This is a genomic window from Pseudomonas sp. SST3 (assembly GCF_003325755.1).
On sequence record NZ_QORI02000024.1, the window covers coordinates 17,467 to 44,287 of the forward strand.

The 26,821-nt window shown below is 59.6% G+C and carries 23 protein-coding genes and 2 tRNA genes; 5 read left to right on the top strand and 20 right to left on the bottom strand.

Annotated features, from left to right (window positions below; genetic code table 11):
* Positions 1-67 precede the first annotated feature (67 nt).
* Positions 68-1,999, bottom strand: a complete 1,932-nt coding sequence (locus DQ405_RS19475) for a phytase (protein WP_168425717.1) — start codon at positions 1,997-1,999, stop codon at positions 68-70.
* Between the two features lie 85 nt (positions 2,000-2,084).
* On the bottom strand, positions 2,085-4,565 hold the full coding sequence (locus DQ405_RS19480; protein ID WP_168425718.1) for a TonB-dependent receptor: 2,481 nt from the start codon (positions 4,563-4,565) through the stop codon (positions 2,085-2,087).
* 543 nt (positions 4,566-5,108) lie between these two features.
* On the opposite strand from DQ405_RS19480, the gene DQ405_RS19485 reads away from it, so the two are divergent.
* Both DQ405_RS19485 and DQ405_RS19490 read left to right on the top strand, forming a co-directional pair.
* Positions 5,109-6,023, top strand: a complete 915-nt coding sequence (locus tag DQ405_RS19485) for a GGDEF domain-containing protein (protein WP_168425719.1) — start codon at positions 5,109-5,111, stop codon at positions 6,021-6,023.
* A 9-nt stretch (positions 6,024-6,032) separates the two neighbouring features.
* The gene (locus DQ405_RS19490) at positions 6,033-7,058 is read left to right on the top strand and encodes an AraC family transcriptional regulator (protein WP_168425720.1); all 1,026 of its coding nucleotides are present in this window, start codon (positions 6,033-6,035) and stop codon (positions 7,056-7,058) included.
* Positions 7,059-7,819: 761 nt separating this feature from the next.
* Here the strand turns inward: DQ405_RS19490 and DQ405_RS19495 are convergent.
* The 8 genes from DQ405_RS19495 to dapA form a co-directional block, all read right to left on the bottom strand.
* Positions 7,820-8,818 (bottom strand): 2-hydroxyacid dehydrogenase, encoded by a 999-nt coding sequence (locus DQ405_RS19495; protein ID WP_168425721.1) that lies wholly within the window; start codon positions 8,816-8,818, stop codon positions 7,820-7,822.
* 97 nt (positions 8,819-8,915) lie between these two features.
* On the bottom strand, positions 8,916-9,335 hold the full coding sequence (locus DQ405_RS19500; RefSeq protein WP_168425722.1) for a hypothetical protein: 420 nt from the start codon (positions 9,333-9,335) through the stop codon (positions 8,916-8,918).
* A gap of 9 nt (positions 9,336-9,344) precedes the next feature.
* On the bottom strand, positions 9,345-10,694 hold the full coding sequence (locus tag DQ405_RS19505) for a GMC oxidoreductase (protein WP_241730080.1): 1,350 nt from the start codon (positions 10,692-10,694) through the stop codon (positions 9,345-9,347).
* A gap of 322 nt (positions 10,695-11,016) precedes the next feature.
* Positions 11,017-11,667: a hypothetical protein gene (locus tag DQ405_RS19510; RefSeq protein WP_168425724.1), complete on the bottom strand. Its 651-nt coding sequence runs from the start codon at positions 11,665-11,667 to the stop codon at positions 11,017-11,019.
* A 355-nt stretch (positions 11,668-12,022) separates the two neighbouring features.
* Positions 12,023-12,112 (bottom strand) — tRNA-Ser (locus DQ405_RS19515).
* Positions 12,113-12,254: 142 nt separating this feature from the next.
* The gene (locus tag DQ405_RS19520; protein WP_168425725.1) at positions 12,255-13,124 is read right to left on the bottom strand and encodes a phosphoribosylaminoimidazolesuccinocarboxamide synthase; all 870 of its coding nucleotides are present in this window, start codon (positions 13,122-13,124) and stop codon (positions 12,255-12,257) included.
* A 131-nt stretch (positions 13,125-13,255) separates the two neighbouring features.
* The gene (gene bamC / locus DQ405_RS19525; protein WP_168425726.1) at positions 13,256-14,356 is read right to left on the bottom strand and encodes an outer membrane protein assembly factor BamC; all 1,101 of its coding nucleotides are present in this window, start codon (positions 14,354-14,356) and stop codon (positions 13,256-13,258) included.
* 40 nt (positions 14,357-14,396) lie between these two features.
* Positions 14,397-15,275 (bottom strand): 4-hydroxy-tetrahydrodipicolinate synthase, encoded by an 879-nt coding sequence (gene dapA / locus DQ405_RS19530; RefSeq protein WP_168425727.1) that lies wholly within the window; start codon positions 15,273-15,275, stop codon positions 14,397-14,399.
* Between the two features lie 219 nt (positions 15,276-15,494).
* On the opposite strand from dapA, the gene DQ405_RS19535 reads away from it, so the two are divergent.
* Together DQ405_RS19535 and DQ405_RS19540 are read left to right on the top strand one after the other, a co-directional pair.
* Positions 15,495-16,055: a glycine cleavage system protein R gene (locus DQ405_RS19535; RefSeq protein ID WP_168425728.1), complete on the top strand. Its 561-nt coding sequence runs from the start codon at positions 15,495-15,497 to the stop codon at positions 16,053-16,055.
* Between the two features lie 16 nt (positions 16,056-16,071).
* The gene (locus DQ405_RS19540) at positions 16,072-16,545 is read left to right on the top strand and encodes a peroxiredoxin (protein ID WP_168425729.1); all 474 of its coding nucleotides are present in this window, start codon (positions 16,072-16,074) and stop codon (positions 16,543-16,545) included.
* 32 nt (positions 16,546-16,577) lie between these two features.
* Here the strand turns inward: DQ405_RS19540 and DQ405_RS19545 are convergent, their stop codons facing one another.
* Positions 16,578-17,657, bottom strand: a complete 1,080-nt coding sequence (locus tag DQ405_RS19545) for an AI-2E family transporter (protein ID WP_168425730.1) — start codon at positions 17,655-17,657, stop codon at positions 16,578-16,580.
* 17 nt (positions 17,658-17,674) lie between these two features.
* On the bottom strand, positions 17,675-17,926 hold the full coding sequence (locus tag DQ405_RS19550; protein ID WP_168425731.1) for a sulfurtransferase TusA family protein: 252 nt from the start codon (positions 17,924-17,926) through the stop codon (positions 17,675-17,677).
* Positions 17,927-18,032: 106 nt separating this feature from the next.
* On the opposite strand from DQ405_RS19550, the gene DQ405_RS19555 reads away from it, so the two are divergent.
* Positions 18,033-19,463: a M48 family metalloprotease gene (locus DQ405_RS19555; RefSeq protein WP_168425732.1), complete on the top strand. Its 1,431-nt coding sequence runs from the start codon at positions 18,033-18,035 to the stop codon at positions 19,461-19,463.
* 53 nt (positions 19,464-19,516) lie between these two features.
* Here DQ405_RS19555 and nadA read toward each other — a convergent pair whose 3' ends face one another.
* The 8 genes from nadA to tolB form a co-directional block, all read right to left on the bottom strand.
* The gene (gene nadA / locus DQ405_RS19560; RefSeq protein ID WP_168425733.1) at positions 19,517-20,575 is read right to left on the bottom strand and encodes a quinolinate synthase NadA; all 1,059 of its coding nucleotides are present in this window, start codon (positions 20,573-20,575) and stop codon (positions 19,517-19,519) included.
* Positions 20,576-20,818: 243 nt separating this feature from the next.
* Complete coding sequence (locus DQ405_RS19565; RefSeq protein WP_168425734.1) at positions 20,819-22,315, bottom strand: acetyl-CoA hydrolase/transferase family protein; 1,497 nt, start codon at positions 22,313-22,315, stop codon at positions 20,819-20,821.
* A 199-nt stretch (positions 22,316-22,514) separates the two neighbouring features.
* A tRNA-Lys gene (locus tag DQ405_RS19570) sits at positions 22,515-22,590 on the bottom strand.
* Between the two features lie 60 nt (positions 22,591-22,650).
* The gene (queC, locus tag DQ405_RS19575; protein WP_168425735.1) at positions 22,651-23,325 is read right to left on the bottom strand and encodes a 7-cyano-7-deazaguanine synthase QueC; all 675 of its coding nucleotides are present in this window, start codon (positions 23,323-23,325) and stop codon (positions 22,651-22,653) included.
* Positions 23,326-23,381: 56 nt separating this feature from the next.
* Positions 23,382-24,029: a 7-carboxy-7-deazaguanine synthase QueE gene (queE, locus tag DQ405_RS19580; protein ID WP_174824697.1), complete on the bottom strand. Its 648-nt coding sequence runs from the start codon at positions 24,027-24,029 to the stop codon at positions 23,382-23,384.
* 120 nt (positions 24,030-24,149) lie between these two features.
* Entirely contained in the window at positions 24,150-24,977 is an 828-nt protein-coding gene (gene ybgF / locus DQ405_RS19585) for a tol-pal system protein YbgF (protein ID WP_168425737.1), read from the bottom strand.
* Between the two features lie 6 nt (positions 24,978-24,983).
* Positions 24,984-25,490, bottom strand: coding sequence for a peptidoglycan-associated lipoprotein Pal (gene pal / locus DQ405_RS19590; protein WP_168425738.1), 507 nt, complete (start codon positions 25,488-25,490; stop codon positions 24,984-24,986).
* Positions 25,491-25,540: 50 nt separating this feature from the next.
* A complete protein-coding gene (gene tolB, locus DQ405_RS19595) occupies positions 25,541-26,818 on the bottom strand; it encodes a Tol-Pal system beta propeller repeat protein TolB (protein ID WP_342030432.1) in 1,278 nt (425 codons plus the stop codon).
* Positions 26,819-26,821 lie beyond the last annotated feature (3 nt).

The following is a 26,821-nucleotide window of genomic DNA, read 5'->3' on the forward strand; positions in this document are numbered from 1 at the left end:
AACGGCACTCGTCGTTTAGTTTCGGGCAACGCTGCGAGCGTCGCCTGCTGCGCCCATGCGGCCGAAGTCACTCCAGCCCCAGCGCGTCGGCAACCGCTGCCCATGGCAGGTATTTGTAGTTCTGTGCACCTTCGGGCATACGCTTGCGGCCGTCCTGCACCACCAGCATGCCGCGGCTCCAGATACCGCCAAGGTTGGCGGAGGTGACTTCCAGCCCATCGGTTTCCGACGCGCCATCGATACCGCGCTCGGCATTCAAACCGACGCGGAACGCGCCACGAACGGCGTAAGGCGCGGCGGCATCGAGCACCAGGTAGCTGTCATTGCCCTGGCTCGAGATCACCAAATAGCTGGCCTTTTCACCCCTGTAGATCGCCAGCCCCTCGACATCGTCATGCAATGGGCCGCCGACACCGATGACCTTTTCCAGCTTCGCCGACGCATCGCCACGGGCATCCAGCGTCCAGACCGCCTCGTCTTCCTCGCCCACGAAAAGACGTTGAGTGCGATCATCGGCCACGCAACCCTCGGGTTGGCTGGCGACCTTGAACTCCCGCATCAGCTCCCCGCGCGGCGCGCCGCTGGAACCATCCAGGCGGTACTGCAGAAAGGTGCCGTCCTTGTCGTTGGCGATGGCATGGATGGCGCCGTGGCGGTCCTTGAACATGCACAGGCCGTAGATATCGGTGATCGGCGTGGCGATCTGGCCGATGTCGCTCACTTGCCCGCTCATGGGATCGATGGCGAACAGGTGCAGGCTGTTTTGATCGCGGTTGCTGCCTACTGCGAGATCGATCTGCTTGCCGCCAAGGACAAAGCCGGTGCGCACATCCACGTTGTTCAATCGCCCGACGGGCAAGTATTGGAGCTGCTTGCCGGCCAGGTCGTACACACCGAGCCCTCCCTTCTTGTCGGTACCCAGCACACGGCTTCTGGTCCGGTCCTTGGCATTGACCCAGATCGCCGGGTCATCGGCTGCATCCCCCAGGTGCGGCACCGGGTCGGTCTGGACCTGAGCCGGCAGCACCGGAATGACAGGCGTCGCGGTGGGCACTGGAGGCTGCCAATCCAGACGAGCCGGGTGGGCGCCACGCTCATCGGTCAGCAGCAGCTCGATGCCACGCTCGGTCGATCGGGCGCTGATCTGCTCGGGCTCGTCGAAGCCTTCTAGCGGTATTACCGAATGGCTACGCCAGCTGTCGGCGTCTCGCCCATAGAGGTGCAGCGCGCTGGCTTCGGGATCCAGCGCAAGCAATCCGCCCGGCACCAGTGCCATGCCGGCAGCGGCCTCAGCGATCCCACCGAACGGCTGAACCATATCCACGGGTTGGCGTACGAGCGGTGCCTCAGCATCCGCCGCGTAACGCCAGAGTCCCACGCCTTCTTCGTTGACGATCAGCTCGCCGGTTTGATCATCCACCTGGCAGTAACCGCTTTCCGGCGGCAGGCTCAGGCCGCGCACGCGCTGCGGCGTCGCAACTGGGCGCATGTCGGCGGCGACCAGCCATTGCTCGCCGATGCCTTCTTCACCGACCAGAAAAAGGAAGCTGTTGCGCGCCGCGTCGCGGAACAGGCACAGCCCCTCGATGGCGAAATCCGTCCGCGGGATATACAACGGCTGGCTCCAGCGATGCAGCCGGTCGAGCCCCAGCAGCACGGCCTGTTGCTGCTTGCGGTCGAGGGTTGCGATCAACATGCCCTGCGCACCGACACGATGATCCAGGCCTTCGAAGCGGCCTTTGAAATCGCTGATTACCGCGCCCTTGGCGTCGAGTATCTGCAGGCCGCGCGAGTCCGGCCGAACCACCAGTCGAGAAGCGTCCTGCCAGAAGCCTGTTTCTGAAATCAGCTGCGCGCTCTGCGCTTCCAGCGGAGTTGAAGCCGCGATGCTCAGGCTCGGCGCCGTCTGCTTGCCAGACTCGACGCCCGCTCCGGACTGACAGGCCGCGAGCGCAATGCAGAGGCTCAGCAACATGGGTTTATGCAAAGTCATGTACATGGTTTTTCCAATCAGCAGCCGCTGGCCGCCACCGCTCTGAAAGGGGAACAGCGCGGAGACGGGGCGGCGAATAAGTCGAAAAGGGTCAGAAGTGCGTCAGGGTCAGGCCGAGCTTGTAGGTCGGACCGTATTCCTCGTACTGGGCGTTGAAGTTGCTGCGCCCGGTGTAGACGAAGTAGGACTCGTCCGTGAGGTTCAACGCCTCGAGCGTCACCTGCAGGTTCGGCGTGATGAAATAGCCGGCCTTTAAGTCCAGGAACAGCTGATCGTCGGCGTAGAGGTCGTGGGCTTCATCGTCGATGCCGGCCACTTCGGCCAGGTACTCGGATTTGTAGTTGGCGGCCAGACGCATGTTGAACACGTCGTTTTCCCAGCCGACCATCAGATTCCCGACGGTATCGGAGTGGTTCGGCAGGTCGATGCTGCGACTGCTGCCCTGCCCTTCGATCTCTGCATCGGATTTGCTGAAGGTGGCGTTGGCGCCCAGCAGCACGCCATTCCAGGGTGCCGGTAGCCAATCGAGCTTCTGCGAATAAGCCAACTCGACACCGTAGAGCTTGGCGCTGCTGCCGTTCTCGAAGCTCAGCGCTTCGTCGAATCCGGTCCATTGGCCCGTGCCGGCCAGATCGGTGTTGTAGATGAAGTTGTCGATGTCCTTGTAGAAGAGGTAAGCCGACACGGCGCCCGCGCGGCCCATGTAGTGCTCGATGCCCAGGTCGTAGTTCATCGATTCCAGCGGCTTGAGGTCCGGGTTGCCGAACTCCGCATCTTCGCCATCGATGACGAAGCCAGGCGCCAGCTGCTCGAACGTCGGACGCACCACGGTATTGGTCCAGGCCGCCCGGACAAAGGTATCGGGCGTCAGCTCATAGCGCGCATGCAAACCCGGCAGCCAGTGGTCGTAACGGTTGTCGCTGGATACGGCTTCGAACTCACCGTCGCGCAGGCCGGTGCCCTTGGCGCTGAACTCGGTGCCCTCATAGCGCAGCCCGGCGATGATGCGCCATTTGTCCAGGTCCACGGTGTTCATGAAATACGCAGCGTTGATGTCTTCGCTCATGTCGAAGTCGCCGATGCGCGACTCCTCGTCATCGTAGAACTCGCTCGCGTCCAGCCCGCCGATCAAGCCTTCCAGCCCGCCGGCACTGATTCCCGAGCCGAAGCGGCCTAGGGCATAGTCGACCTTACCGCTCTGAAAGTCGGCCAGGGTCAGGTCGTCGAAATCGTCGTAGGCCCAGATCTCGGCGTCATTGGTCTTGTCGCGTCGGCTGAGCTTGCCACCGAACTTGAGCTGGGAGGCGTAGCCCTGGATGTCGTAATCGCGGGCCAGATCCAGGCGGACGTTCTTTTCCTTGTCGCGGGCGTCGCTCTTCTCCCATTCCACCTCGTCGAGTTCGAAGCTGGCTGGATCATAGAAGGACGGATCGACGGTCAGCCGTGGCTTGCCCGTGCTCGAGAAACCGACGTCGGTGAAGTCACCTTCGAAGGTCGCGCTGGAAATGCCGCCCGGGTTGCGCTCGCGGGCCTCGCTGTAGCCGACCTGACCGCTGAGGGTCCAGAGGCCCATCATGCGTTCGCCGCCGAACACGTAGGACTGAATGGTCTGGGTTTCCTCGCGTGACTTCAGCTCACGCCAGCCCTCGGCATCGCCCAGTTCACCGGCCAGTTGCGCATCTTCGAATTCGACGCCGGCTGCGTTGCGAGTCTCGGTGTCCTTGAAGCGGCTGTACAACGTGCGCAGGTAGTAGCTGCTGAGGTCGTCCGGCTGGTAATCGAAGTTCAGGCCAAATCCGGTGCGCTCGCGGGTGATCTCGTAGTCACGCTGCTCGAATTCTTCCAGCCGGGCGCCGTCTTCGAAATCCCAGGCGCCACCGGTTTCCACGTTGTCCGAACCGAAGTCGCGGTCCTGCCAGCTCAGTGCCGCGGCCACGCCGAAGTTGTCGACGCCATCGCCCAGGCTGAAGCGGTTGCTGATGGCACCGGAGAATTTCGGGCTGGTCTTGCCGACGTTCTCGTCGTAGCTGGCTTCGGTGCTGAGGCTGTAAAACAGGCCGTCGTGGTCGAAGGCAGACAGGCTCTCCACCTCTATGGTGCCGCCCAGGGAGTTGGCGTCCATGTCTGGTGTGAGGGTCTTGACCACCGAAAGCGACTGCACCAGTTCGGACGGCAGCACATCCAGCGCCACCGCGCGCCGGCCACTTTCCGGTGAGGGCACCAGGGTGCCGTTGATGGTGACGCTGTTGAGGTCCGGCGCGATGCCGCGCACGCTGACGAAGCGGCCTTCACCCTGATCGCGCTCCACAGACAGGCCTGGGATGCGCTGCAAGGCTTCAGCGGCGTTGTCGTCCGGCAGCTGGCCGATGCCATCGGAATGGACCACGCTTTTCACGCTGTCGGAGCTGCGCTGTTCCCTCAATGCCTCGTCGATGCTGACGGCCTGGCCGATCACCTCGACGTGCTCCATGACAAGCGGCTCCTCGGCCCAGGCCGAACCGGCACTCACGGCCAGGGCCAGCAGGCTGATGCGGAATCCTGCATGGCGGATGCCGCTGCGGTATGTGCTCATGAACAATCCCCCGAACGCTGATTACCGGGTCCATCCCGGAACTGCAGCGGACGGTAGGGTCGGGATATGGCGGTTCTGTGACAGGGGTTGGTGGTGGGGCGGCAGACTGGGCTTGTTGGGGTGGTTTTGGGAATTGGGTGAGCCGATATGACCCGCCTCCGGCTCGGGACGCAGCGCTCAACCCGTAGGGTGGGCTTTAGCCCACCACAAGCACATCGCCGCTCCGTCACGGTGGGCTGAAGCCCACCCTACGCTGCTGATATGACCTGTTCTGGTGACCGCGGGGTGAAGCATTGGTGGGAGCGCGGTTCGTGCCGCTGCCCGTTTCAGTACGATCTGGAACGCTGGTTTCGCCCTGCTGGGCGAAACCAAGCCCTCAAACAACCCAAAAACAGGCCTCATACCTAAAACGATCTAACTCTGCTTTTAAACCTACCCCAAAAAAGCAGTGAGCCAATTCAACCCCCACCCCATTCATCCAACCGTCACATTCATCTGTTTCCGTGCCCTCACGCACTGGCGCGACCTCGCCACGGAGACCCGATGAAATCCCTGCTGAAACTCCACACCTTCACCTTGATCGGCCTCGCCTTTGCGGCCAACGCCGGTCTGCAGATCTACCTCGCCACAGGTGAAATCAAAACCTGGGCCGAGATCAACTGGATGGACGTCGCCGGCGAAGGCGGCTCGGCCGTGCTGGCCCTCGCCTGGCTGATGATGCTGCTGCACAGCCGCCCGGCCGGTCGGGTGACACGACTGCTGGCGCTGGGCTTGGCCTGCGTGTTCTTTTCCTGGTGGATGGATACCTTGGACGAATTCATCCATTTGCCGGAACTGGCGATTTGGGACAACTGGCTGGAAACCGCACCGATGCCCATCGGTCTGCTACTGCTGACACTGGGCATCTACCACCTGAACCAGGAACAGCGCGCCATCAGCCAGCAGATGAACAAGCGCGAAAAAGGCTTCCGCGAGCACCGTCTGTTCGACAAGCTGACCCCGTTGGGTGCCGCAGAATACCTGCGCCAGCAGGTACAGCTGGCACTCGCTCACGCCCAGGCGGAACAGCAACCCCTGTCGCTAGTGGTCGTGGATCTGGACGACTTCAACGCAATCAACCAGCGCTATGGGCAGGCCGAGGGCGATCAGGTGTTGCAGGCCATGGCGCAGCTGCTGCTACTCAACCTGCGCCGCCAGGACTTGCTCTGTCGCCTGGCCGGCGACCGCTTCGTGGCGGTATTGCCCAACACCGGCGAAGCCCAGGCCCGATTGATCGCCAGCGAACTGCAGCAGGCCGTCGCCAGTCTGGCGCATAAGACCGAGCAGCACGGCGAGCGCGTCCATCTGCGCGCCAGCAGCGCGACGGTCATGGCCATCGACGATAACGCCGAACAGCTACTTAAACGCCTAAATCTGAGCCTGGCAAAAACCAAGCAACAGCTGCCACGTTGCGCCTGAGGACGAGCCATGGCCCCTGGATACGAATGCGATACGCGCTTCATCGCTGCTCATCATCAGCCAGCCGTGCTGATAGACCTGGCGCTTTCCCGGGGCAGTGACAGCCATCAGTTATTGCGCGGCAGCGGCCTGTTCTATGAGGACGTCACCAGCGGCCAGGCACGCATCAGCCCCCGACAACTACTGACCCTGATCGGAACGGCGCAGCGGCTGCTGGATGCAGAGGACAGCAGCTTCCTATTCGGGCAGCGCCTGCTGCCAGGCCACTATGGCGAGGTCAGCCACGCGCTGGCCCACGCCGGTACGTTGCTGCATGCACTGGAGCAGCTGCAGCACTTCCGGGCGCTGCTGAGCCCGCTGCTGACGCCCCGCCTGTTACTCGACGACAAGCAGGCGCATCTGTACTGGACCGACAGCTGCGGTGCTCACGAGCAGCAGCAATTCCTTACTGAAGCCAGCCTGACCGCCGTAGTGGCAATGAGCAGACGGCTATCCGGCGAGCGCCTGCCGTGGCGGTTCCACGTGGCTTATCCACAACCGCGGCACGTCGAGCAATACTGGGTGCACCTGGGTGAGCAGCTGGTTTTCGGCAGCCAGATGACCATGATGAGCCTGCCCCGCGAATACCTGCACAAACCCTGGCCGAACGCCTCCGCCACGGCTGGACAGGTCGCACATCAGGCGAGCCTCACGCAGCTGCATGGCCTGGGCTGGAGTGGCAGTTTCATCGATCAACTGTACGACTACCTCTATGCCAACATCCGCGAACCGCTGAACCTGGAGCGGATCGCCCAGGCGTTCGGCACGAGCCCTGCCTCGCTCAAGCGAAAACTACACAAGCACGGCACCGGCTTTCAGGACCAGCTGGATCAGGTGCGAAAGCATGTGGCGTTGTATCTGTATCAGATGAAGGGCTATAGCAATGAAGAGGTTGCCAGCTATCTGTGCTTCAACGACACCACCAACTTTCGCCGGTCGTTCAAACGCTGGACCGGGCTGGCTCCCAGCAGGTTGCGTCAGTTATTTACGCGCTGAGTTGCTCTATCGCATGGCCGCGCTAATGGCGCTACGGTTCAGCACGAGTTTCGGCGCCACTGAGGTCCGGCCCTCCGACAGGAGGAACCTGTGCTGGATCAGTTTCGCTCTTGGTCTGGCGACGTTCCAACGTTGCGAATGCGCGGCGCAGCAACCAGCCCGCTATGCCAGCCACCGTCAGGAATGCGATTAGCACCGGTATGGCCTGTTCGTTCATTGCGCGTGCCTCAATCGTTGGAAAGCCTCGCGGTCGCGATGGCTAATTGATACTACCGATCATCCATGCGGGTGCCAACGGCGCGCCATCAGCACTGCACAATGCTCGGACGGGTGGTTGGCTGGAGATTTGATCGAATCGGCTTGTTGCTGGTCCTAGTCCAAACCATCGAACGACTCCAGACAGCAATGGGGAAGCCACATGCACCGGGACTACGTCAGGCAATACCATCAGTTGCGCACCCACATCGAGCGCATGCTCAATCGTGGCGCCGTAATCGCTGAGAGAACGCCACTCACCATCAGACGTGGGGATGAGTTTTTTCGAGTCTCATGCGGAATGCTGATCAGCGAGCACACCCCAAACTGACCAGCGAAAAGACCATTCGGGAAGCCGCCTCGGGCACGCAACGGCCGCACGATGCAGAGAATTTTACAGCCGGCGATGGGGAACTGGCTGTGCCACCGTCGAGTGAACGTCCTCAGTAGACTGGCGGAAACGACCCATCAGCAACGATGAGGCACCGCAAGATCGGTCGTTCCCCTCACAGCCGCTCGTCGACAGCTACCCGATGCAGGGTTCCGCTACCCTGTTCGAACACGCTGATATTGGCCAAGGTGGTCTCGGCAATATTCGTCAGCGCCTCAGTGGTGAAGAACGCCTGGTGGCCGGTGATCAACACGTTGGGAAAGGTCGTCAGACGCATGAACAGGTCATCGCTGATCACTCGCTGGGACAGGTCCTGAAAGAACAACTGCTCTTCCTCTTCGTATACATCCAGTCCCAGCCGGCCGATTTTTCCGCTCTTGAGCGCGTCGATGACGGCCTGGGTGTCCACCACCCGCCCGCGACCGGTATTGATCAGCACGACGCCATCCTTCATCCGCGCAATTGCCTGGGCATCGATCAGGTGATGAGTTTCCGGGGTGAGCGGGCAATGCAGCGAAATGATATCGGCTTCAGCCAGCAGCGCATCCAGTGACACGTATTGCACGAATGGCCTGGCATCTGAAGGTGGACACGGATCGCTGGCCAGCACAGTGCAACCGAAACCGTGCATGATATCGGCGAAGATCAACCCTATCTTGCCGGTACCAACCACGCCAACGGTCTTGCCGTACAGATCGAATCCCAGCAGCCCATCCAGCGAGAAGTTGCCCTCACGTACCCGGTTGTAGGCACGAAACGTCATGCGGTTGAGGCTCAACAGCAAGGCCACCGCGTGCTCCGCCACGGCATGCGGTGAATACGCCGGTACGCGCACCACCGTCATGCCGAGCCGCTCCGCCTCGGGCACGTCGACATTATTGAAGCCTGCCGAGCGCAACGCGATCAGCTCGGTACCGTTGGCCCGCAGCAGCTGCAGTACCTCGCGATCCAGCTTGTCATTGACGAAGGCGCAGATACCTCTGAAGCCAGCGGCCAGCGGCGCTGTTTCGACAGTCAGCCTCGGATCGAGATAGACCAGCTCATGTCGCGCCTGGTTGGCTTGGTCAAGAAAACGGCGGTCATAGGGTTTGGTGCTAAATACTGCGATGCGCATGGGCTCGCCTCCTGGGACGATGACTGAGCGGATTGCCCTACCGCGCAGCTTCCCTTTAGCGACCTGAGGAGCCAAGGCTAGCAGAGGCAACGTTAAGTCAGCTCACCCCGTCGAACCGCGCATAGGGGTTGCTGCATGGCAGTCGATAGCCAAGGAAAGACACCGTCGGATTGGTCTCGTGCTGACGACGCAGATAGTCGGTCGAAACCATGAAGTCGGTCAGCAACCGGCGCTCGAAGTTATCCACCCGGAGATCGGTATAGGCGCTGCCGACACCGGTTTGCTGACGGATCTTGTACAGCCCCATCAGCGCCAAGAGCTTCTCCGAACCATAGTGTCCGGCCAGCGCATCGACAAACTTTCTCTGATCATCGTCGGTCATCTGAAAGTCACCAACCATCTGGCGCAACAGCTCGGGAATGAAGACCTGACGGTCTTCGTACACCCAGGCTGCCGACCCGACGGCCACGAGACCAAGCGTAGCGGCAGAGGACAGCAACAACGTACGACGCTTCATGGGCATTCCTTAACTGAACAGCAGATCGGCGGCGCGAATGGACAACGCAGCGGCGGTCAGGCTTGGATTGGCTGGCGAACAGCTCGGATAGGTAGCCGTCCCGACCACTACCAGATTTCTCATCTGGTGATGCAGCATCTGGCTGTCAACCACCGAGCCGTCATCAACCCGCCCCATGCGCAACGTGCCTTGCACGTGCGACTCTGTCAGGCGCCACTCGCGGAAGTTGATCGATTCGACCGGCAACGGTGCAAGCAGCTTTTCCAGGCTATCCAAACCGTACTGGACGCCCTTCATGCCGTAATCGGACTCGCCTCGATAGTCGATGACGGCCTGCCCGCTCCGCGGATCGATGAGGACACGGTTTTCGATGTTTGGCAGATCCTCGCTGACCAGCATCAACGGCAGGGTCTCGTTCCAGCGGCCACGCTCCGGACGCAGGCCATATGACCAACGATTCTCGAAGTAGACCAGGCATGCCGAGTGTTCCTTGCGGAAATCCCCATCGTAGAGTGAGTAGTTCAAACCGGTAGTGATGGTGCTGCCATCGAAGTTACCGAGACCGTCGAGATACACCTCGACGTTGGCACCCACCTGCTCATGCAAACCCATGCCGGTTTCACCGAAATTGATATCCGAGCGCAGCAAAATCGCCGGACTCTGGATGGCGTTGGCACCGAGTACGAACAGATCGCCAAACACCTTGAATTCGCGATCCTCGGAGTGGATCGTCGCGCCTTTGATGGTGCTGCCTTCGTATTCGAGCGTGTGCACCTCGGTGTTCAAGCAGACATCCACCTTTGGGTGGCGATACAGCTCGGCCAGGCCATTCTGCGCGGTGAACTTGGCGTTGACCGGGCAAAGATTGCAAGTAGCATTGGCGCAGCAGACGCCTCGGGTACCGGTCGCGACCCGGGCGCGCCCGGTCGGCATGATGAAATGATGATCGGGCATGGCCTCCTTCATCAGCATGTCGATCGAGGAACCCTTGTGCGGAGGCTGCGGGAACGGCTGGCTGCGTGGCAGCACCTTGGCCATGTCCTCCTCGCCGGCGATCGACATGATCTGCTCGGCCCTGCAGTAGTAGGGCTCGAGATCTTCGTAGCTCAGCGGCCAGTCATTGCCTACGCCATAGCGAGTGCGAATCGCGAAATCGCTGGGATGCAATCGAGGGGTCTGGGAATACCAGCAATTCATGCCGCCGCCCAGGGCGATAGTCGTATTCCAGGGCTTCTCACCACGATTGTCGTAGGTGGACTCCGGCCTGATTGCGGAACTGCTCTGGGTCTGGATCTGCCAGTCCCATGGATGAAAATCGCCCCACTCAATGATCAATGCGCGCCCAGTCAGGTGTTTCAATGCTTCAGTCAGAAAGAAGCTAGAACCAAAACCAGACCCGATTACAACCAACTCATAATGTGCCTTGTCGACATCCCTGGCGCTTACACGGTTGATTTCCACGAAAAAACTACCCTTCCATATGCAACCTTGTCCGCGGACGAGCTGCCTGATCAACAATTCGCACAACTACCCGCGTTGCTGCACGTCGTAAGCGTCTTACCGTATTAAGCTCTGCCCCTCTGGTAGCAGAGCCAATTAACGAGACCGCCGGTCGGAGGCTTAGTTCCAGGTTTTCGCGCAGATGGGCGATCCAGACACCTCATCACAATTTATGACGAGGTCACTGGAGTGATTCGGTTAGCCACCGACGCACCTTTCGACGCTCGCGGCGCGACAGCAGCTGATGAGTAAAGGGGCTCTCAGGTAGCAGAACGCAATCCGGTTCGCCGCGATCATCCAGGCGGAATCGCCGAAGGACACCTAGAGGATGCCGCTCGGGACCGTAGAAGGCCACCGCCCGGATTTCCAGCGTGTGAAACTGCCATTCGCCGACCGGTCTATGGCCATCGAGCTCAATCCCGTGATGCTCCGCAACGCTGCGCAGCATCCCCTGGAAGGTGCCGATGTGTATGAAATCACCACTGCGAAGAGGCCCCTGATGGGTCGTCTGATAGATAGGAAGATCAGGTGATGCGCCATCCTCGTCGTCGATGCTCTGTCGGATGTCGGTCACATCGAGTTCCAGCGGTCCCTTGGACGTCCCTATCGAAACCACCAGCTGATTGATGAACATGGGCTCGGCGCTCATGTTGGAAATCAGGCAGAGCGAACTCAGCCCCTTGCCAGCGCCGCGATTGATGATCAGGCTCGGCTTGCGTTGGCGGCGGAAATTGAGCAGTAGCAGCTGCGCGTAGAACACCCATACCAGCAGCGTGCTGGCAGAGATGGCCAGCGAAATGAGCTGGTGATTGTTTTTTAACCATTCGATCATTGGGGGCCCCGTCAGCTAATACGTAGCTGGGACAGCGCAATGACTTCCCGGTGCCCACAAGAATTTATACCGGTGAATATTGGCAACCGACTTGAGGGAGACACGATCGACAACGCCACGGCATTGTCGCCGCGGTGTAAAAAGACAAACACAATCTCGGCAACGCAAGCCAATACCGCAGCACTAGGCCCATCGACACGAGCGGCATGGCCGCGCTCGCTCTTAAATGACCGGATTCGGGACCGAGCAAAGCGGCGGCTGGTTGGGGTGCGCTGTTTTGGTCCCGACCCAGGCCCCGAAAACGAAGAAGCCCCGCTGCGCACTAGGCGGGCGGGGCTTTCAGCGTCTCATGTAGTGGCGGAGAGATAGGGATTTGAACCCTAGGTACCCGCGAGGGTACAACGGATTTCGAATCCGTCCCGTTCGGCCACTCCGGCATCTCTCCAGCGGCGCGCATCATAGCAGCTCGTGAGCGATTGTCGAACCCCACGATGCTGCTTTTTTCTCGTTATTCATGGTGTTGCGTTGGCCTGCCGCAGTTTGACTCCGGCTGAGGCCAATCAGCTGGTTTCAACCAAGTGTCACGCTCAGGCAGTTAGGCGGGTCAGGGCTTCGCGATATTTGTCAGCGGTCTTCTGCGCTACCTCGGCCGGGACCGGCGGCGCTGGCGGCTCCTTGTTCCAGCCGGTGGATTCCAGCCAGTCACGTACGAACTGCTTGTCGAAGCTCGGCGGATTGCTGCCTTCCTGGTAGCTGTCGGCGGGCCAGAAGCGGCTGGAGTCAGGTGTCAGCACTTCGTCCATGAGGGTCAGACGGCCATCCTCGTCAAGACCGAACTCGAACTTGGTATCGGCAATGATGATGCCGCGAGTCGCCGCATAGTCGACGGCGGCGGTGTAGAGCGCGATGGATGTATCGCGCACCTGAGCTGCCAACTCCTTGCCGATAATGGCCTCGCACTGCTCGAGGGAGATGTTCTCGTCATGGTCGCCAACGGCAGCTTTGGTCGACGGGGTGAAGATCGGCTGCGGCAGCTTGGCCGCCTCCTTCAAGCCAGCCGGCAGTCGAATGCCGCAGACGGTTCCGTTCTTCTGGTATTCCTTCCAGCCGGAGCCAACGATGTAGCCACGCACGATAGCTTCGACCGCAACAGGTTTCAGTCGCTTGGCCACAACCGCACGACCTGCTACCAGCGGCAACTCTGCAGCCGAGACCACATCTTCGACCTTGTCGCCCGTGAAGTGATTGGGGACCAGATAGGCGAGCTTGTCGAACCAGAAGTTGGAAATTGCGGTGAGAATCTTGCCCTTCTCAGGGATCGGCTCGGCGAGAATCACATCGAAGGCCGAGAGCCGATCGGTGGCGACCATGAGCATGCGCCTGTCGTCGATTTCGTATAGGTCACGGACCTTACCGGAGTAAATTTTCTTCAGGCTGAGGGCATTCGGAGTGGTCATGGTGCTTCTCGCGGTTACCGAGCCATCGATACGATGCGCAAGTTGGCAGCGTAGCGACCGGTCTTCATCAAACGAAACAGGCGAAACCGAAGGGTTTCGCCTGGATTGGTTGGAGCGGCTGATACGCCAGATCAGTCCAGGCTGTTTTTCAGCATACTCAACACACGTTGCGCTACATCGGCCGGCGCGACGGTGTCGAGGTTTTCGTCGAGTGTCACCTGTACGTTGCCGCCTACGTCGGTAACGCGAACCTGATAGCGCTCGGCGCGAGCCTCGATCTCCTCGGCATCTGGCGCTCCACCGAACAGGCGGGAGAAAAAGCCGGGCTTTTCTTCTGGAGTCGCTGCGCCTTCCGACAGGTTGATGTAGTAAACGCCCAGGCTGCGGTCCAGATCCTCGACGAGGATATCGCTGGCGGCCAGCGCTCGGCCAATGCTCGACCAGGCACGATTGAAATCGGTGTCGAGCTGCAGCACCGGCGTGCCGCTACCGGCTTCGCTGAGTGTCACGCGGCTAGGCGCATCGAACTCACGCTCGGCAAGCAACGAGGCCGAACCGCCCTGCGCGGCGCTGCTGTTCAGACCTGCTTGCAATTCATCGAGCAGCACGCGGTCGAGTTCGGCGTTGGTTGGTGCGTCGGGCCAGGCAACATCGGCATTGCTGCCTGCGGGACGTTGAACGCGGAGCAAAAATACTTCACTGGTATCGCGCTGCACACCCGGCTCGATGCGAACGCGAACCCGGGTCTCGCCGTCATCCAGCCCGAGGTTGCGCACCAGCGCAGGGGCCAGCTGATCGCGGGTTTGCCAGGCGGTAACGAATTCACCTGTCTGTGGACGCTCCTCAGCAATCTGGAAACCATTGTCGGTGAAGAACTGCCGGGCCGCGGTCCAGACCTGCGAAGGGGCACGCATCGCAACGAGCCAGCGAGCGTCTTCCGACGTCTGCAGACTGAACTCGCTGGCGTCTTCAGCAATGAGCAGCCGCTGGGGCCGCGGCACTTCGTATTCGCCCGTCGCGCGGGTATCGGCCACCTGTTGAGGGATCGGCAGAAGCGGTTCGATCGGGCGCAGTTCGACACCAGCCGGAACCTGCATTGGCGGTACCTGCTGCGCCTGCAGGTAATCACTACCACGGTCGCGGAAATATCCGTCTTCGCCCCATAACCAGCCACAACCGCTGGTTCCAGAGATGATCAGGGCTAGGGTCGAGAGGCCGGCCAGTCGCTTCATGCATGTTCCTTCATTATTAAACCAGTACACCGGATACTGTTCAGGCCAGCACACCGGACTGACGCATAGCGTCGCGAAGCGGCTCTTGGCAACGTTGGCTGAGCCAGGTCAGAGGCAGGCGAATACCGTCCGGCATCAGGCCCATTTCATGCAGTGCCCACTTAACCGGGATCGGATTGGCCTCGAGGAACAAGGTCTGATGCAGGGGCATCAGCAGCGCATTGATTGCACGTGCCTTTTCGGCATCACCCGCAATCGCAGCCGCGCATAGCTCACTCATCGCCCGAGGGGCGACATTCGCGGTAACGGAGATATTGCCCTTGCCGCCCATCAGCATCAGTTCGACAGCAGTGGCATCGTCACCGGAATAAACGAGGAAATCCTTGCCGACACGATCGAGTACTTCCTGGCCGCGCTTGAGATCTCCAGTCGCTTCCTTGATACCGATGATGTTAGCCACCTTGGACAAGCGCTCGACAGTTTCCGGCAGCATGTCGCAGGCCGTGCGGCCGGGCACGTTGTAGAGAATCTGAGGGATGGCAACGGCTTCGGCGATATGGCGGAAGTGGAGGTACATGCCTTCCTGGGTCGGCTTGTTGTAGTACGGCGTGACAAGCAGACACGCATCGGCACCGGCCGCCTTGGCGTTTTCCGTCAGTTCAACAGCTTCGCGAGTGGAGTTGGCACCGGTGCCGGCGATGACCGGAATACGGCCATTGACTTGATCCACCACACGTCGAATCACTTCGATGTGCTCGGGCACTTCGAGTGTTGCCGACTCGCCAGTGGTACCAACCGCAACGATTGCATTGGTGCCTTCCTGTAAATGGAAGTCCACGAGTTTGCTCAGGCTATCCCAATCAAGACCACCTTGCGCGTCCATGGGAGTGACCAACGCCACCATACTGCCCGCAATCATGCAACCCACTCCTGCCGGAAAAAGAGAGGCGTTATGGTACAAGGCTCCTGAGCGCTTTGCGAGTACGCTGGTTGCATCCTGCGGTCGGAACGATAAGGTCACGGTGATGCACTTTCTAATGTGTACCCTGCCCACGCATTCCCTCTGACGATGCTTTTCGCTACCCTTAGCCCTTTTCGGCTTGGCTGGCCGACCGATTCATCACCGCCAGGAAACTGCATGTCCACCCCCCCAGTACCCCGAGAGCAATTTCTCGTCATCAGCGCCATGGGCCGCAGCCCAATGGCGCTCACCAACGTGCTTTGCAGAGCCAGCAACGAGAATCGCTGCGCCATCGTCAGCACGCGCCTGACCCGCCATGGCGAGTGCTGTGCGCTGGTCCTGGAGATAACCGGAACCTGGGATGCCCTCGCTCGCATGGAGACCGCATTGCCGGGTCTGGCCAAGAAGCACGAGTTCACCACCAACGTGGTGCGCAGTGAAGCCCTGGAAACCCGCCCGCAAGCACTGCCCTATGTGGCCTATGTCAGCTCGGTCTACCGCCCGGACATTCTCAACGAGCTGTGCCAGTTCTTTCTCGATCACCGCGTCGAGCTCGAGAGCCTCACCTGTGACACCTATCAGGCGCCCCAGACCGGCGGCACCATGCTCAACGCGACGCTGACCGTCACGCTGCCGGCGGGCACGCAGATCAGCTGGCTGCGTGACCAGTTTCTGGATTTCGCTGACGCACTGAATCTGGACGCCCTGATAGAGCCCTGGCGTCCACAGAACCCTTGAACAAGGAAAACCAGTAATGCCCGTGGAAATCGATCAACCCGTCCCGCCCTTCCAGGCTCAGGCCACCAGCGACACTCTGGTCAGCCTCGAATCATTGAAGGGCAAGCAGGTAGTGCTCTATTTCTACCCGAAGGACAACACGCCTGGCTGCACCACCGAAGGTCAGGGTTTCCGAGATTTGCACGGCGCGTTCAGCGAAGCTAATACACTGGTCTTCGGTGTTTCGCGGGACAGCCTGAAGACCCATGAAAACTTCAAGGCCAAGCAGGCGTTTCCCTTCGAACTCATCTGCGACAAGGATGAGCAGCTTTGCCAGCTATTCGATGTGATCAAGCTGAAGAAGCTCTACGGCAAGGAATACATGGGCGTGGATCGCAGCACCTTCCTGATCGACCGCGACGGCGTGCTTCGCCAGCAATGGCGAGGCGTGAAGGTTCCGGGGCATGTCGAGGCCGTTTTGCAGGCCGCTCAGGCACTGCATCACCAATAAGCGAAAGGCCGGCAAATGCCGGCCTTTTCGTTCTAGCTGACGCTTTCCACCACTGGCACCGTAGCGGCCCTGCGCGGCCAGGCGTACAGCACCGCCTTGAACAAAGTGGCCAAGGGAATCGCAAAGAACACCCCCCAGAAACCCCAGAGCCCGCCAAACAGGAGGACCGAACAGATGATGGCCACCGGATGAAGATTCACCGCCTCGGAAAACAGCAAAGGCACCAGGACGTTGCCATCCAGTGCCTGGATGATCGCGTAGGCCACCATCAAATAAATGAACTGATCACCCAAACCCCACTGGAATAACCCAATCAAGGCGATTGGAATGGTCACCACCGTGGCGCCGATATAGGGCACCACCACCGAGATACCTACCAGCAGGGCCAGCAGCGCTGCGTAGTTCAGCTCCAGCGCCACGAATACGGCATAGGACACCACGCCACAGATCAATATCTCGATCGCCTTGCCACGAATGTAGTTGGCAATCTGCACGTTCATTTCCTGGGAAACCTGGGTGATCAGCGTACGCTCCCGTGGCAGATATCCACTCAGCCAGTCACTGATCTGCTCGCGATCCTTGAGGAAGAAGAACACCAGAATCGGCACCAGGATCAGGTAGATCATCAGACTCAACAGCAGCGGCAGACTGGACAAGGACGAAGTCAGCACCACCTGGCCATAACGACCAACCTCACCCCGCATGAAATCGATGCCACGCAGCACCTGCTCTTCGGTCAGCAGCTGCGGATAGCGCTCGGGCAGCAGCAGCAATAGCGACTGCCACTCCACCAGCATCCTGGGCAACTCGTTGAAAAGTGTCAGTACTTGCTGCCAAACCAAAGGCACAAGGAACAGCAAGCAAACCGTGAGCACCCCGACGAACATTAGAAACACCAGCCAGACCGATACCAGGTGCGGAATCCTGACGCGCTCCAGTGTGCTGACCAGGCCCTGCATCAGAAACGCCAGCACCAGCCCGGCGAGGACCGGCGCGAGCATATCGCCCAGCGTCAACACTACAGCGAAGGCGACCACAAGCAGTACAGCCAGAACCACCGCTTCCTCGTCGGAGAAGTAACGATGGATCCAACCGCGCAGTACGTTGAGCATATCTTTCCTTAGCGACTTCAGGCCTTGCGCAGCCAGTAACGATAGAGACCTTCATCCGCCTCTTCACGCAGCAGCGTGTGGCCGGCCAGCTTGGCAAAGCTGCGGAAATCTCGTTGCGAACCCGGATCGGTCGCGGTGACTTTCAATACCTGGCCGCTGGCCAGCCGATTCAGTTCAAGCTTTGCCTTCAGCAGCGGCATCGGGCACTCCAGCCCAACGGCGTCCAATTCGGCATCGCAGACACTGTCCGGCACACTCGGTTGAGTCATATTCATCTCCTGGAAAGGAACGCAGGATACCGACCTGCGCCCGCCCCTGGCCAGTTACCCTGGCGCAAGGCTACAGTAACGCTCCTGCTTTTATGAGCCAGTCTGGATGAAATTGCTGCGCCCCACCCTGCTGACACTGGCATGCCTGATCGGGCAGCCAGTTATGGCCAATGACCTGCCCTCCCTCGGCGATTCCAGCTCAGGCATCGTCTCGCCCGAACAGGAACATCAACTGGGCCGCGCCTGGCTCAGCCTGCTTCGTGGCCAGGTTCCGCAGCTGTCGGACCCATTGCTCAAGGATTATCTGGAGCGCAGCGTTTATCGCCTGGCCGAGACGAGCCAGCTGCAGGACCGTCGCCTCGAGTTCGTACTGCTCGACAGCCCGCAACTGAACGCCTTCGCTGCGCCGGGTGGCATCATCGGAGTCAACGGCGGCTTGTTCCTTCATGCACAAACCGAAGCCGAATACGCCTCCGTCCTGGCGCACGAGTTGGCGCACCTATCCCAACGGCACTTCGCTCGTGGGCTGGAAGCACAGAAACGCATGCAGCTGCCGCTGATGGCGGCAATGCTCGCCGGCGTCGTAGCGGCTGCGGCTGGCGCGGGCGATGCCGGCATCGCCGCGATCGTCTCGACCCAAGCAGCCGCGATCCAGGCGCAACGGCGCTTCTCTAGACAGAACGAACAAGAAGCCGACCGCATCGGTATCGTCAATCTTGAACGAGCGGGCTATGACCCGCGCGCGATGCCGGAGATGTTCGGTCGCCTGATGCGCCAGTATCGCTACGACCAGAAGCCGCCGGAATTCCTCCTTACTCACCCGGTCACCGAATCACGCATCGCCGATACCAGAAACCGCGCAGAGCAATACCCGGACGTGGGCGTCGAAGACAGCCTGCGCTACCAGCTCATGCGGGCAAGAGTGGACCTGAGATTCGAGAACACGCCAGGCGTAAGCGCCAAGCGCTTTCGGGCCATGCTCAACGAAGATGAAAACCTCGACGCGGCTCGCTACGGTCTGGCTCTAGCGCAGATCAAGAGCGGCCAGCTCGAGGAAGCCTCGATCAACTTGAAGCGATTGCTGGCAAAGGAGCCGGACGATGCCACCTATAACCTGGCGCAGATCGAACTCGATATCACCGCCAACCGACTCGGCGCCGCACGCGAACGCACCCAGACCCTGCTCAGCCTGTACCCCGGGAGTTACCCGGTACGCCAGACGCACATCGATCTGCTGATCAAGGAAAACAAACTGCAAGAAGCCGAGCAAGAGCTGGACGCTCTGGTCAAAGACCGCGCCAAGGATCCGGACATCTGGTATCAGGTTTCGGAGATCCGCGGCCTCACCGGGAACATCATCGGCCTGCATCAGGCCGCGCGCGAATTCTTCGCACTGGTCGGCGATTACGATCAGGCCATCGAGCAGCTGGATTTTGCCAAACGTCGTTCGAACAACTTCCAGCTTGCCTCGCGCATCGACTCCCGACAGCAGCAGCTGATCGAAGAGAAGCGAATGGTCGAGGAGATGCTGCGCTGAGTCATGCAGCGCCGAATGGCGCCGCTTCCGCTCCCAGGCTTAAGAGCGTTACGTCAAGCGTTGCCAGCTTGCTTGATACGCGCCGCCTGGGTGAAGTCCAGCATGCGCTTCAGCGGTTTGACGGCACGCGGGACCAGTGCCGGATCTACAAAGATTTCGTTACTGCCGGTACGCAAACAGTCCAGGGTACGCTCAAGTGTATTCATCGCCATCCACGGGCAATGCGCGCAACTGCGGCACGTGGCGCCGCTGCCTGCTGTCGGTGCCTCGATGAATTCTTTATCTGGGCAGAGCTGCTGCATTTTGTAGAAGATGCCGCGGTCGGTGGCGACGATAAAGGTTGGGTTTGCCAGCGTCTGTGCCGCCTTGATCAGCTGACTGGTAGAGCCTACGGCATCGGCCAGGGCGATCACCGATTCAGGCGACTCGGGATGAACCAGGACGGCAGCGTCCGGATACAGTGCCTTCATATCTTCCAGCTGCTTCGCTTTGAACTCCTCATGAACGATACAGGCACCATCCCATAACAGCATGTCGGCGCCGGTCTCACGCTGCACATAGCTGCCAAGGTGCTTGTCGGGTGCCCAGATGATCTTTTCGCCGTTATCCATCAAGCTCTCGACGATCTCCAGCGCACAGCTCGAGGTCACCACCCAATCAGCCCGCGCCTTCACTGCGGCAGAGGTATTGGCATAGACAACCACCGTGCGCTCGGGATGCTGATCGCAAAACGCTGAGAACTCATCCACCGGGCAGCCGAGATCCAGCGAGCAGGTGGCATCCAGCGTCGGCATTAGCACGCGCTTTTCGGGGTTGAGGATCTTCGCCGTCTCACCCATGAATTTGACACCGGCAACCACCACGGTCTGCGCCGAATGTTCATTGCCAAACCGAGCCATTTCCAGCGAGTCGGAGACACAACCTCCAGTTTCCTCGGCAAGCGACTGGATCACCGGATCGGTGTAGTAGTGGGCGACGAGCACCGCGTTCTGCCGTTTCAACTCGACGGCGATATCGCTGCGCAATTGCGCTTCCTGCTCGGGCGTTAGCGGCCTGGGCTGCTTGGCCGCCAGGTGAGCCTGCACAAGAATACGTTCGGGTATCTGCGTCATGTTCGCGGTCCTGCAAAGCACGTTATTGCATGAAGCGCCGAGCACGCGCCGGTCAACCGGGTCGGCTCGGACAAGGCGAAAGGGAGAGACACGCGATATGCAGATTCCGCCTTCCTGCCCGCTCAAGGGGCAAGAATACTAGCCGAAGCCTCGGCAAAAGGGAAAGCGAGGGGCCACCAGGCTACGCATTTTTGCGCCGCCCAAATGAAAACCGCCGGCATTGGCCGGCGGTTTTCATGTCGATCACGCGTGCTTTAGCATGTGACCGCGTTCTTCCAGATTGATGTGCCATTCCATGGCTTCGCGCAGCATGTGCGGGGTCTGACCGCCTCTGTCGCACGCGCCTGCGAAGTACTGATTCAGCGCCTCGCGGTAGGACGGATGCACACAGTTATCGATGATCACGCGCGCCCGCTCGCGCGGCGCCAGTCCGCGCAGGTCGGCCAGGCCTTGCTCAGTGACGAGGATTTCCACGTCATGCTCAGTGTGATCGACATGCGCAACCATCGGTACGACGCTGGAAATGTTGCCGCCCTTGGCGATCGACTTAGTCACGAAGATAGCCATGTTGGCGTTACGTGCGAAATCGCCCGAACCACCGATACCGTTCATCATCTTGGTGCCGCCGACATGCGTCGAGTTGACGTTGCCATAGATGTCGAACTCCAGCGCGGTGTTGATACCGACGATACCGAGACGACGCACCAGTTCCGGATGATTGGAGATCTCCTGAGGACGCAGCACCAGCTTGTCCTTGTACTTCTCCAGATTGCCGAAGACCCGATCATTGCAACGCTCGGACAACGTGATGGAGCAGCCGGAGGCAAACTTCATCTTGCCGGCGTCGATCAGCTCGAAGGTGCAGTCCTGCAATACTTCGGAGTACATCACCAGATCTTCGAACGGCGAGTCGATCAGACCGCACACTACGGCGTTGGCAATATTTCCGATGCCGACCTGCATCGGACCGAGGTTCTTTGGTAGACGGCCAGCCGCCACTTCCTTCTTGAAGAACTCGACCAGGTGGTTAGCGATCGACTGGGTATCTTCATCCGGCGGCGTAACGGTGGAATAAGAGTCCGGCTGCTCGGTGATGACAATCGCGGCGATCTTTGCCGGGTCAACTGGAATGGCTGTGGTGCCGAGACGGTCATCCACCTTGGTCAGCGGAATCGGACCACGATTCGGACGCTCGCCCGGGAAGTAAATGTCGTGCAGACCTTCCAGATTCAGGCTGTGAGCCAGATTCAGCTCGACGATGATCTTGTCGGCAAACACGGCCAGGTTGGCGGAGTTGCCTACGGAAGTGGTCGGGACGATGTGGCCTTGCTCAGTGATGCTCACGGCCTCGACAATGGTTACGTCCGGACGCTTGATCTGATTGTTGCGCATCTGCTCGACGGTGTGCGAGAGATGCTGATCGATGAACATGACCTCACCCTGGTTGATTGCCTTGCGCAGGGTGGCATCCGCCTGGAACGGACCACGACGAGCCAGCAGGCCAGCTGCGGCCATCTTTCCGTCCAGGTCATTGCCCAAGCTGGCACCGGTAATAAGGCTGATCTTCAGCTTCTCGTCCTTCGCACGATCGATCAGCGCCAGCGGCACTGCTTTCGCCTCACCCGCGCGGGTAAAGCCGCTCATGCCGACGGTCATACCGTCGTTAATAAGAGTAGCGGCCTCTTGGGCGCTCATGACCTTGCTCTGCAGGGAGGACAAGCGGATGCGATCAGAATACATTTGAGCCTCAAACCAACGGACAATCGGGAGGTCGCAGTCTATTACGTTTAATCTCGCCCCGGTCACAGACCAAGGTCGTAGTGAAAAACGGCGGTTATAACCAAGCGAACTAGCCATTTCGCTTTTTTTGCAGACTATGAACATAAAAAAAGCCGGATGGCCTATTGGCCTCCGGCTTTTCTGCTCCCAAGGGAGAACATGGTGGGTCGTGTAGGATTCGAACCTACGACCAATTGGTTAAAAGCCAACTGCTCTACCAACTGAGCTAACGACCCAATGCGGGGCGCATGATACTGATTTGATTGAGTAAATCAACGCTTTTCAAGAAAAAATCTTCAGCGATAGCGAGTCGGATCCGAGACACCGGCCTCTTCGAAGCCCGCTGCGCGCAGGCGGCAGCTATCGCACTTGCCACAGGCACGCCCATCGTCATCAGCCTGATAACAGGACACTGTCATGGCGTAATCCACTCCCAGTCGAATGCCCGCCTGGATGATCTCCGCCTTGCTCAGATCCTGCAAAGGTGCCCGAATAGCAAAGCCTCGCCCCTCGACACCAGCTTTGGTCGCAAGATTCGCCATGCGCTCAAACGCCTCCACGAACTCCGGTCGGCAATCAGGGTAACCGGAGTAGTCGATCGCGTTCACGCCAATGAAAATGTCTCGCGCCCCAAGCACTTCCGCCCATCCCAGTGCCAGAGAAAGAAACAGCGTGTTGCGCGCGGGCACGTAGGTCACCGGTATTCCTTCGTCCAACACTTCAGGCACCGGAATGCTGCTATCGGTCAGCGCCGAGCCCCCGATACAATTCAGATTCATACCGATAACCTTATGCTCGACCACGCTCAACTGCTGAGCGACCCGCTCTGCCGCCTGCAGCTCCGCACGATGGCGCTGACCATAGTCGAAGCTCATGGTGTAACAGGCATACCCTTGCGCCCCGGCCATCGCGACCACAGTTGCAGAATCGAGTCCGCCAGAGAGAAGAATCACAGCTTTTTTATCAATCATTGCGGTTACCTGCTGCAAGCACGGAGTTCTAAGACGCGAAGGATGCTCCGGGAGTATCAGTGGCCGGGTGCGTCGTTCCAGAGGATCTTGTGCAACTGAAGCTGCAATCGCACCGGGAGATTATCGCTGACTATCCAGTCGGCCAGCTCTCGGGCGCTGACCTGCCCATGACTGGGCGAAAACAGCACCTCGCCGGCACGCGCATCCAGCCGGTACTCGATGAGCTTGGATACGGCCCAGTCGTAATCCTCCCGTGAGCAAATCACGAACTTTACCTGGTCATTGGCTGTAAGCTCGCCGATATTCTCGTACCGATTACGACCTATCTCGGCCGAGCCCGGCGTCTTCAAGTCGACGATCCGACTCACTCGCTTGTCTGTATCGGAGATATCCAGCGCACCGCTGGTTTCCAGAGACACTTCGTACCCCGCATCACAAAGACGGCGCAACAAGGACAGGCAATTCGGTTGAGCCAGTGGCTCACCGCCTGTAACGCAAACGTAGCGAGGATTATAGGAGGCGACCTGTTCGAGAATCGCATCTAGCGGCATGAGCTCGCCGCCGCTGAACGCGTAGGCAGTATCGCAATATTGACAGCGCAGGGGACAGCCGGTCAGGCGAACGAACACAGTGGGCAAACCACTGGTACGCGTCTCCCCCTGCAACGAGAAAAAAATCTCTGTAATTCGCAGGGTATCTTGCATATCAGCCACGGGCGTGACGGCTAAACAGGCCATCCGCCTCCGTTGCGGGAAAGGGACGGGGATTCTAACGAAAAACCCGCCGAGAAGGCGGGTTTTGTTTAGCTAACCGAGCGACAGCGGCTATCGATTCAGTTGACGCTGAGCCAATTGCGCTGCAGAGCTGTTCGGGTAATCGGCAATGACCTGGCGGAGAATTCCGTTGGCCTTGTCACGGTTACCCAGGCGCACCTCGACGTCAGCCAGTTTGTACAGCGAATCCGGGACTTTGTTGTGCTGCGGATACGCCTGGCTGACCTTGGCGAATGCCTGGCCTGCGCCTTGCAGATCCCCTTTTGCGAGGTTCACTTCGCCCAACCAATACTGTGCGTTGCCTGCGTACGGGCTGTTGGGATACTTACGCAAGAAAGCGGAGAAGGCCTGACTGGCCTTTTCGAAATCTTTTGCCTTGATCAGATCAAACGCGGCGTCGTAATACAACTTTTCCTTTTCAGGGTCGGCTGACTGACCACTCGCCACTCCTTGATCTGAAGCGCCTTCACGCGCCTGTATAGAACCGCCGGCACCGTCCGTGCCAGCGGTTGAAGAATTCTGACTAGCCGATCCGCCTGATGAGGCGCCCGACAAGCGACGATCCAAATCCTGATAACGCTCCAGCCCTTCCTGCTTCAGGCGCTGAATTTCGTTCTGTTGCACTTCCAGCATTCCGCGCAGTTGCGCGATCTCTTCCTGCATCTGCTGCAGTTGAACGAAGAGCATGCCCTGCGCCGAAGACGGAGCTGACGCTCCGCCTCCGACATAGGCACCGCCCGTATCCGCCCCAGAGGAGTAACCCGACTCAGGCGCACCACCTTGGGTTTGCGAGTCGTATTCCACCACCGGGACCTGGGCCACCGCGAAAAACGGTAAACCAAGCGCAATAAGCGTCAGAGCGTAACGGTGCTTGAGCATGGCTTATTACTTACGCAGCTCAACGCGACGGTTCTGAGCCCAGGACTGCTCGTCGTTACCCATGGCAACCGGACGCTCTTCGCCATAGGAGACCAGTTCCAGCTGAGCAGGAGACACGCCCTGCAGAACCAGGTAGCGCTGGACCGCCTTGGAACGACGCTCACCCAGAGCCATGTTGTACTCGCGAGTACCACGCTCGTCAGTGTGGCCTTCCAGCACGACACGGTTGCCAGCGGACTGCAGGTCCTTGGCGTGAACATCCAGAGCGCGCATGGCTTCTGGCTTCAGATCCGAGCTGTCGTATTCGAAGTAGAAAGTGGTGATGGCCCGCAGGGCAGCTTCTTCGCCGCTCATGCTGCCGTCGACAGCACCGCTGTCAGCGCCATAGCCAGCGTTAGGATCAACGGCGGTGGAACCTTCGCCAGAGTCGTCGCCGCCCTTGGAGGAACAACCAACAGCTACAGCCATAGCCAGAGCCAGCGCAGCGAACTTACCGAATTTCAGCATTTCCATGTGTAACAACCCCAGTTGTGTTTTTGGTTAGGTAAAGCGTTGATACCGCATCAGTTCAGGTAAGGGGACCACGATGGCTCACGGACTTCGCCTTGAGCAGTAGGAAGCGGGAGCCTAACTCGACCATTGATTGATACGAGCATCAAGACTCCCCGGCCCTGCTGGCGGGTCGCGTAGATTAGCATGGTGCCATTAGGCGCAACAGTGGGCGACTCATCTAAACTCGTCTCGGAAAGTATCCGTAAATTGCCGCGCTGCAGGTCCTGTGCCGCCACCTTGAAATTGGTATAGCCCTCCTGACGATGAATCATCACCAGCGTCTTCTCGTCGGCAGAAAGCTTCGGGTTGGCATTGTAGTTACCAACGAAGGTCACCCGTTCGGCGTTGTTGACACCGAGACGCTGCTTGTAGATCTGCGGCTTGCCGGCGCGATCCGACGTGAAGTATATGGTCTGACCATCGGAACCCCAGAAAGGCTCCGTGTCGATCGCATAATGGTTGGTGAGCCGCTGCAATTGGCGAGACCCGAGATCCATGACGTAGATCTCCGGGTTGCCATCCTTCGACAGTACGAACGCCAGGCGATTGCCGTCCGGTGAAAATGCCGGCGCCCCGTTGAGCCCTTCGAAATTGGTGATCTGCTCGCGGCGACCGGTATCGATATGCTGCATGAAAATGCGGGGGCGTTTCTGCTCGAAGGATACGTAGGCGATACGACGTCCGTCCGGTGAATAGCGTGGCGACAGAATCGGCTCGCGTGACTGCAGCAACGTTACGGCACGCGCACCATCGTAGTCGGAACGCTGCAAGGTATATCGTGTATTTGCCCCGCCGAGCCGTTCGACGGTGACGTAGAGCAGGCGCGTAGAGAAGGCGCCCTTGATACCCGTGAGTTTCTCGAAGGCCTGGTCGGCTGCGTAGTGCGCCATGTCGCGCAGTTGATCCTGGCCGCCACCCACTGTGCCCGTCATGACCTGCTGTTCCGTGGTGACGTTGAACACCTCATAGCGGATCTGCAGCTTCCCGGCGGAGGGCGCGATATTGCCAACCATGACGTACTGGGCGCCCAGCGCCTTCCAGTCACGAAAGATGATTTCACTACCGCGAGTCGGCAGGCTGATCATGTTCTGCTTCGGGATAGGCTCGAAGATACCCGTATTGCGCATGTCGTTACCGATGATCTCGGCCATGTCTTCCGGCAGCACGGTACCCCCCTGCCAACCGAACGGAACCACAGCGATCGGAATCGCACGATCGGCACCACTCGTAACGACGATGTTCTTCTCTTGCGCCACGGCATTGCCCAGCACGAATAGGAGAAGGACGATGAA

What these genes read in the sequence shown, in the direction of transcription:
- DQ405_RS19540 (WP_168425729.1), top strand. Translation starts at nt 16,072, where the DNA reads ATGCCCGTGGAAATCGATCAACCCGTCCCGCCCTTCCAGGCTCAGGCC.
- DQ405_RS19535 (WP_168425728.1), top strand. Translation starts at nt 15,495, where the DNA reads ATGTCCACCCCCCCAGTACCCCGAGAGCAATTTCTCGTCATCAGCGCC.
- DQ405_RS19565 (WP_168425734.1), bottom strand. Translation starts at nt 22,315, where the DNA reads ATGTATTCTGATCGCATCCGCTTGTCCTCCCTGCAGAGCAAGGTCATG.
- DQ405_RS19495 (WP_168425721.1), bottom strand. Translation starts at nt 8,818, where the DNA reads ATGCGCATCGCAGTATTTAGCACCAAACCCTATGACCGCCGTTTTCTT.
- queC (WP_168425735.1), bottom strand. Translation starts at nt 23,325, where the DNA reads ATGATTGATAAAAAAGCTGTGATTCTTCTCTCTGGCGGACTCGATTCT.
- DQ405_RS19545 (WP_168425730.1), bottom strand. Translation starts at nt 17,657, where the DNA reads ATGCTCAACGTACTGCGCGGTTGGATCCATCGTTACTTCTCCGACGAG.
- ybgF (WP_168425737.1), bottom strand. Translation starts at nt 24,977, where the DNA reads ATGCTCAAGCACCGTTACGCTCTGACGCTTATTGCGCTTGGTTTACCG.
- DQ405_RS19510 (WP_168425724.1), bottom strand. Translation starts at nt 11,667, where the DNA reads ATGATCGAATGGTTAAAAAACAATCACCAGCTCATTTCGCTGGCCATC.
- DQ405_RS19475 (WP_168425717.1), bottom strand. Translation starts at nt 1,999, where the DNA reads ATGTACATGACTTTGCATAAACCCATGTTGCTGAGCCTCTGCATTGCG.
- DQ405_RS19555 (WP_168425732.1), top strand. Translation starts at nt 18,033, where the DNA reads ATGAAATTGCTGCGCCCCACCCTGCTGACACTGGCATGCCTGATCGGG.
- pal (WP_168425738.1), bottom strand. Translation starts at nt 25,490, where the DNA reads ATGGAAATGCTGAAATTCGGTAAGTTCGCTGCGCTGGCTCTGGCTATG.
- queE (WP_174824697.1), bottom strand. Translation starts at nt 24,029, where the DNA reads ATGCAAGATACCCTGCGAATTACAGAGATTTTTTTCTCGTTGCAGGGG.
- DQ405_RS19520 (WP_168425725.1), bottom strand. Translation starts at nt 13,124, where the DNA reads ATGACCACTCCGAATGCCCTCAGCCTGAAGAAAATTTACTCCGGTAAG.
- DQ405_RS19485 (WP_168425719.1), top strand. Translation starts at nt 5,109, where the DNA reads ATGAAATCCCTGCTGAAACTCCACACCTTCACCTTGATCGGCCTCGCC.
- DQ405_RS19500 (WP_168425722.1), bottom strand. Translation starts at nt 9,335, where the DNA reads ATGAAGCGTCGTACGTTGTTGCTGTCCTCTGCCGCTACGCTTGGTCTC.
- nadA (WP_168425733.1), bottom strand. Translation starts at nt 20,575, where the DNA reads ATGACGCAGATACCCGAACGTATTCTTGTGCAGGCTCACCTGGCGGCC.
- dapA (WP_168425727.1), bottom strand. Translation starts at nt 15,275, where the DNA reads ATGATTGCGGGCAGTATGGTGGCGTTGGTCACTCCCATGGACGCGCAA.
- DQ405_RS19490 (WP_168425720.1), top strand. Translation starts at nt 6,033, where the DNA reads ATGGCCCCTGGATACGAATGCGATACGCGCTTCATCGCTGCTCATCAT.
- DQ405_RS19550 (WP_168425731.1), bottom strand. Translation starts at nt 17,926, where the DNA reads ATGACTCAACCGAGTGTGCCGGACAGTGTCTGCGATGCCGAATTGGAC.
- bamC (WP_168425726.1), bottom strand. Translation starts at nt 14,356, where the DNA reads ATGAAGCGACTGGCCGGCCTCTCGACCCTAGCCCTGATCATCTCTGGA.
- DQ405_RS19480 (WP_168425718.1), bottom strand. Translation starts at nt 4,565, where the DNA reads ATGAGCACATACCGCAGCGGCATCCGCCATGCAGGATTCCGCATCAGC.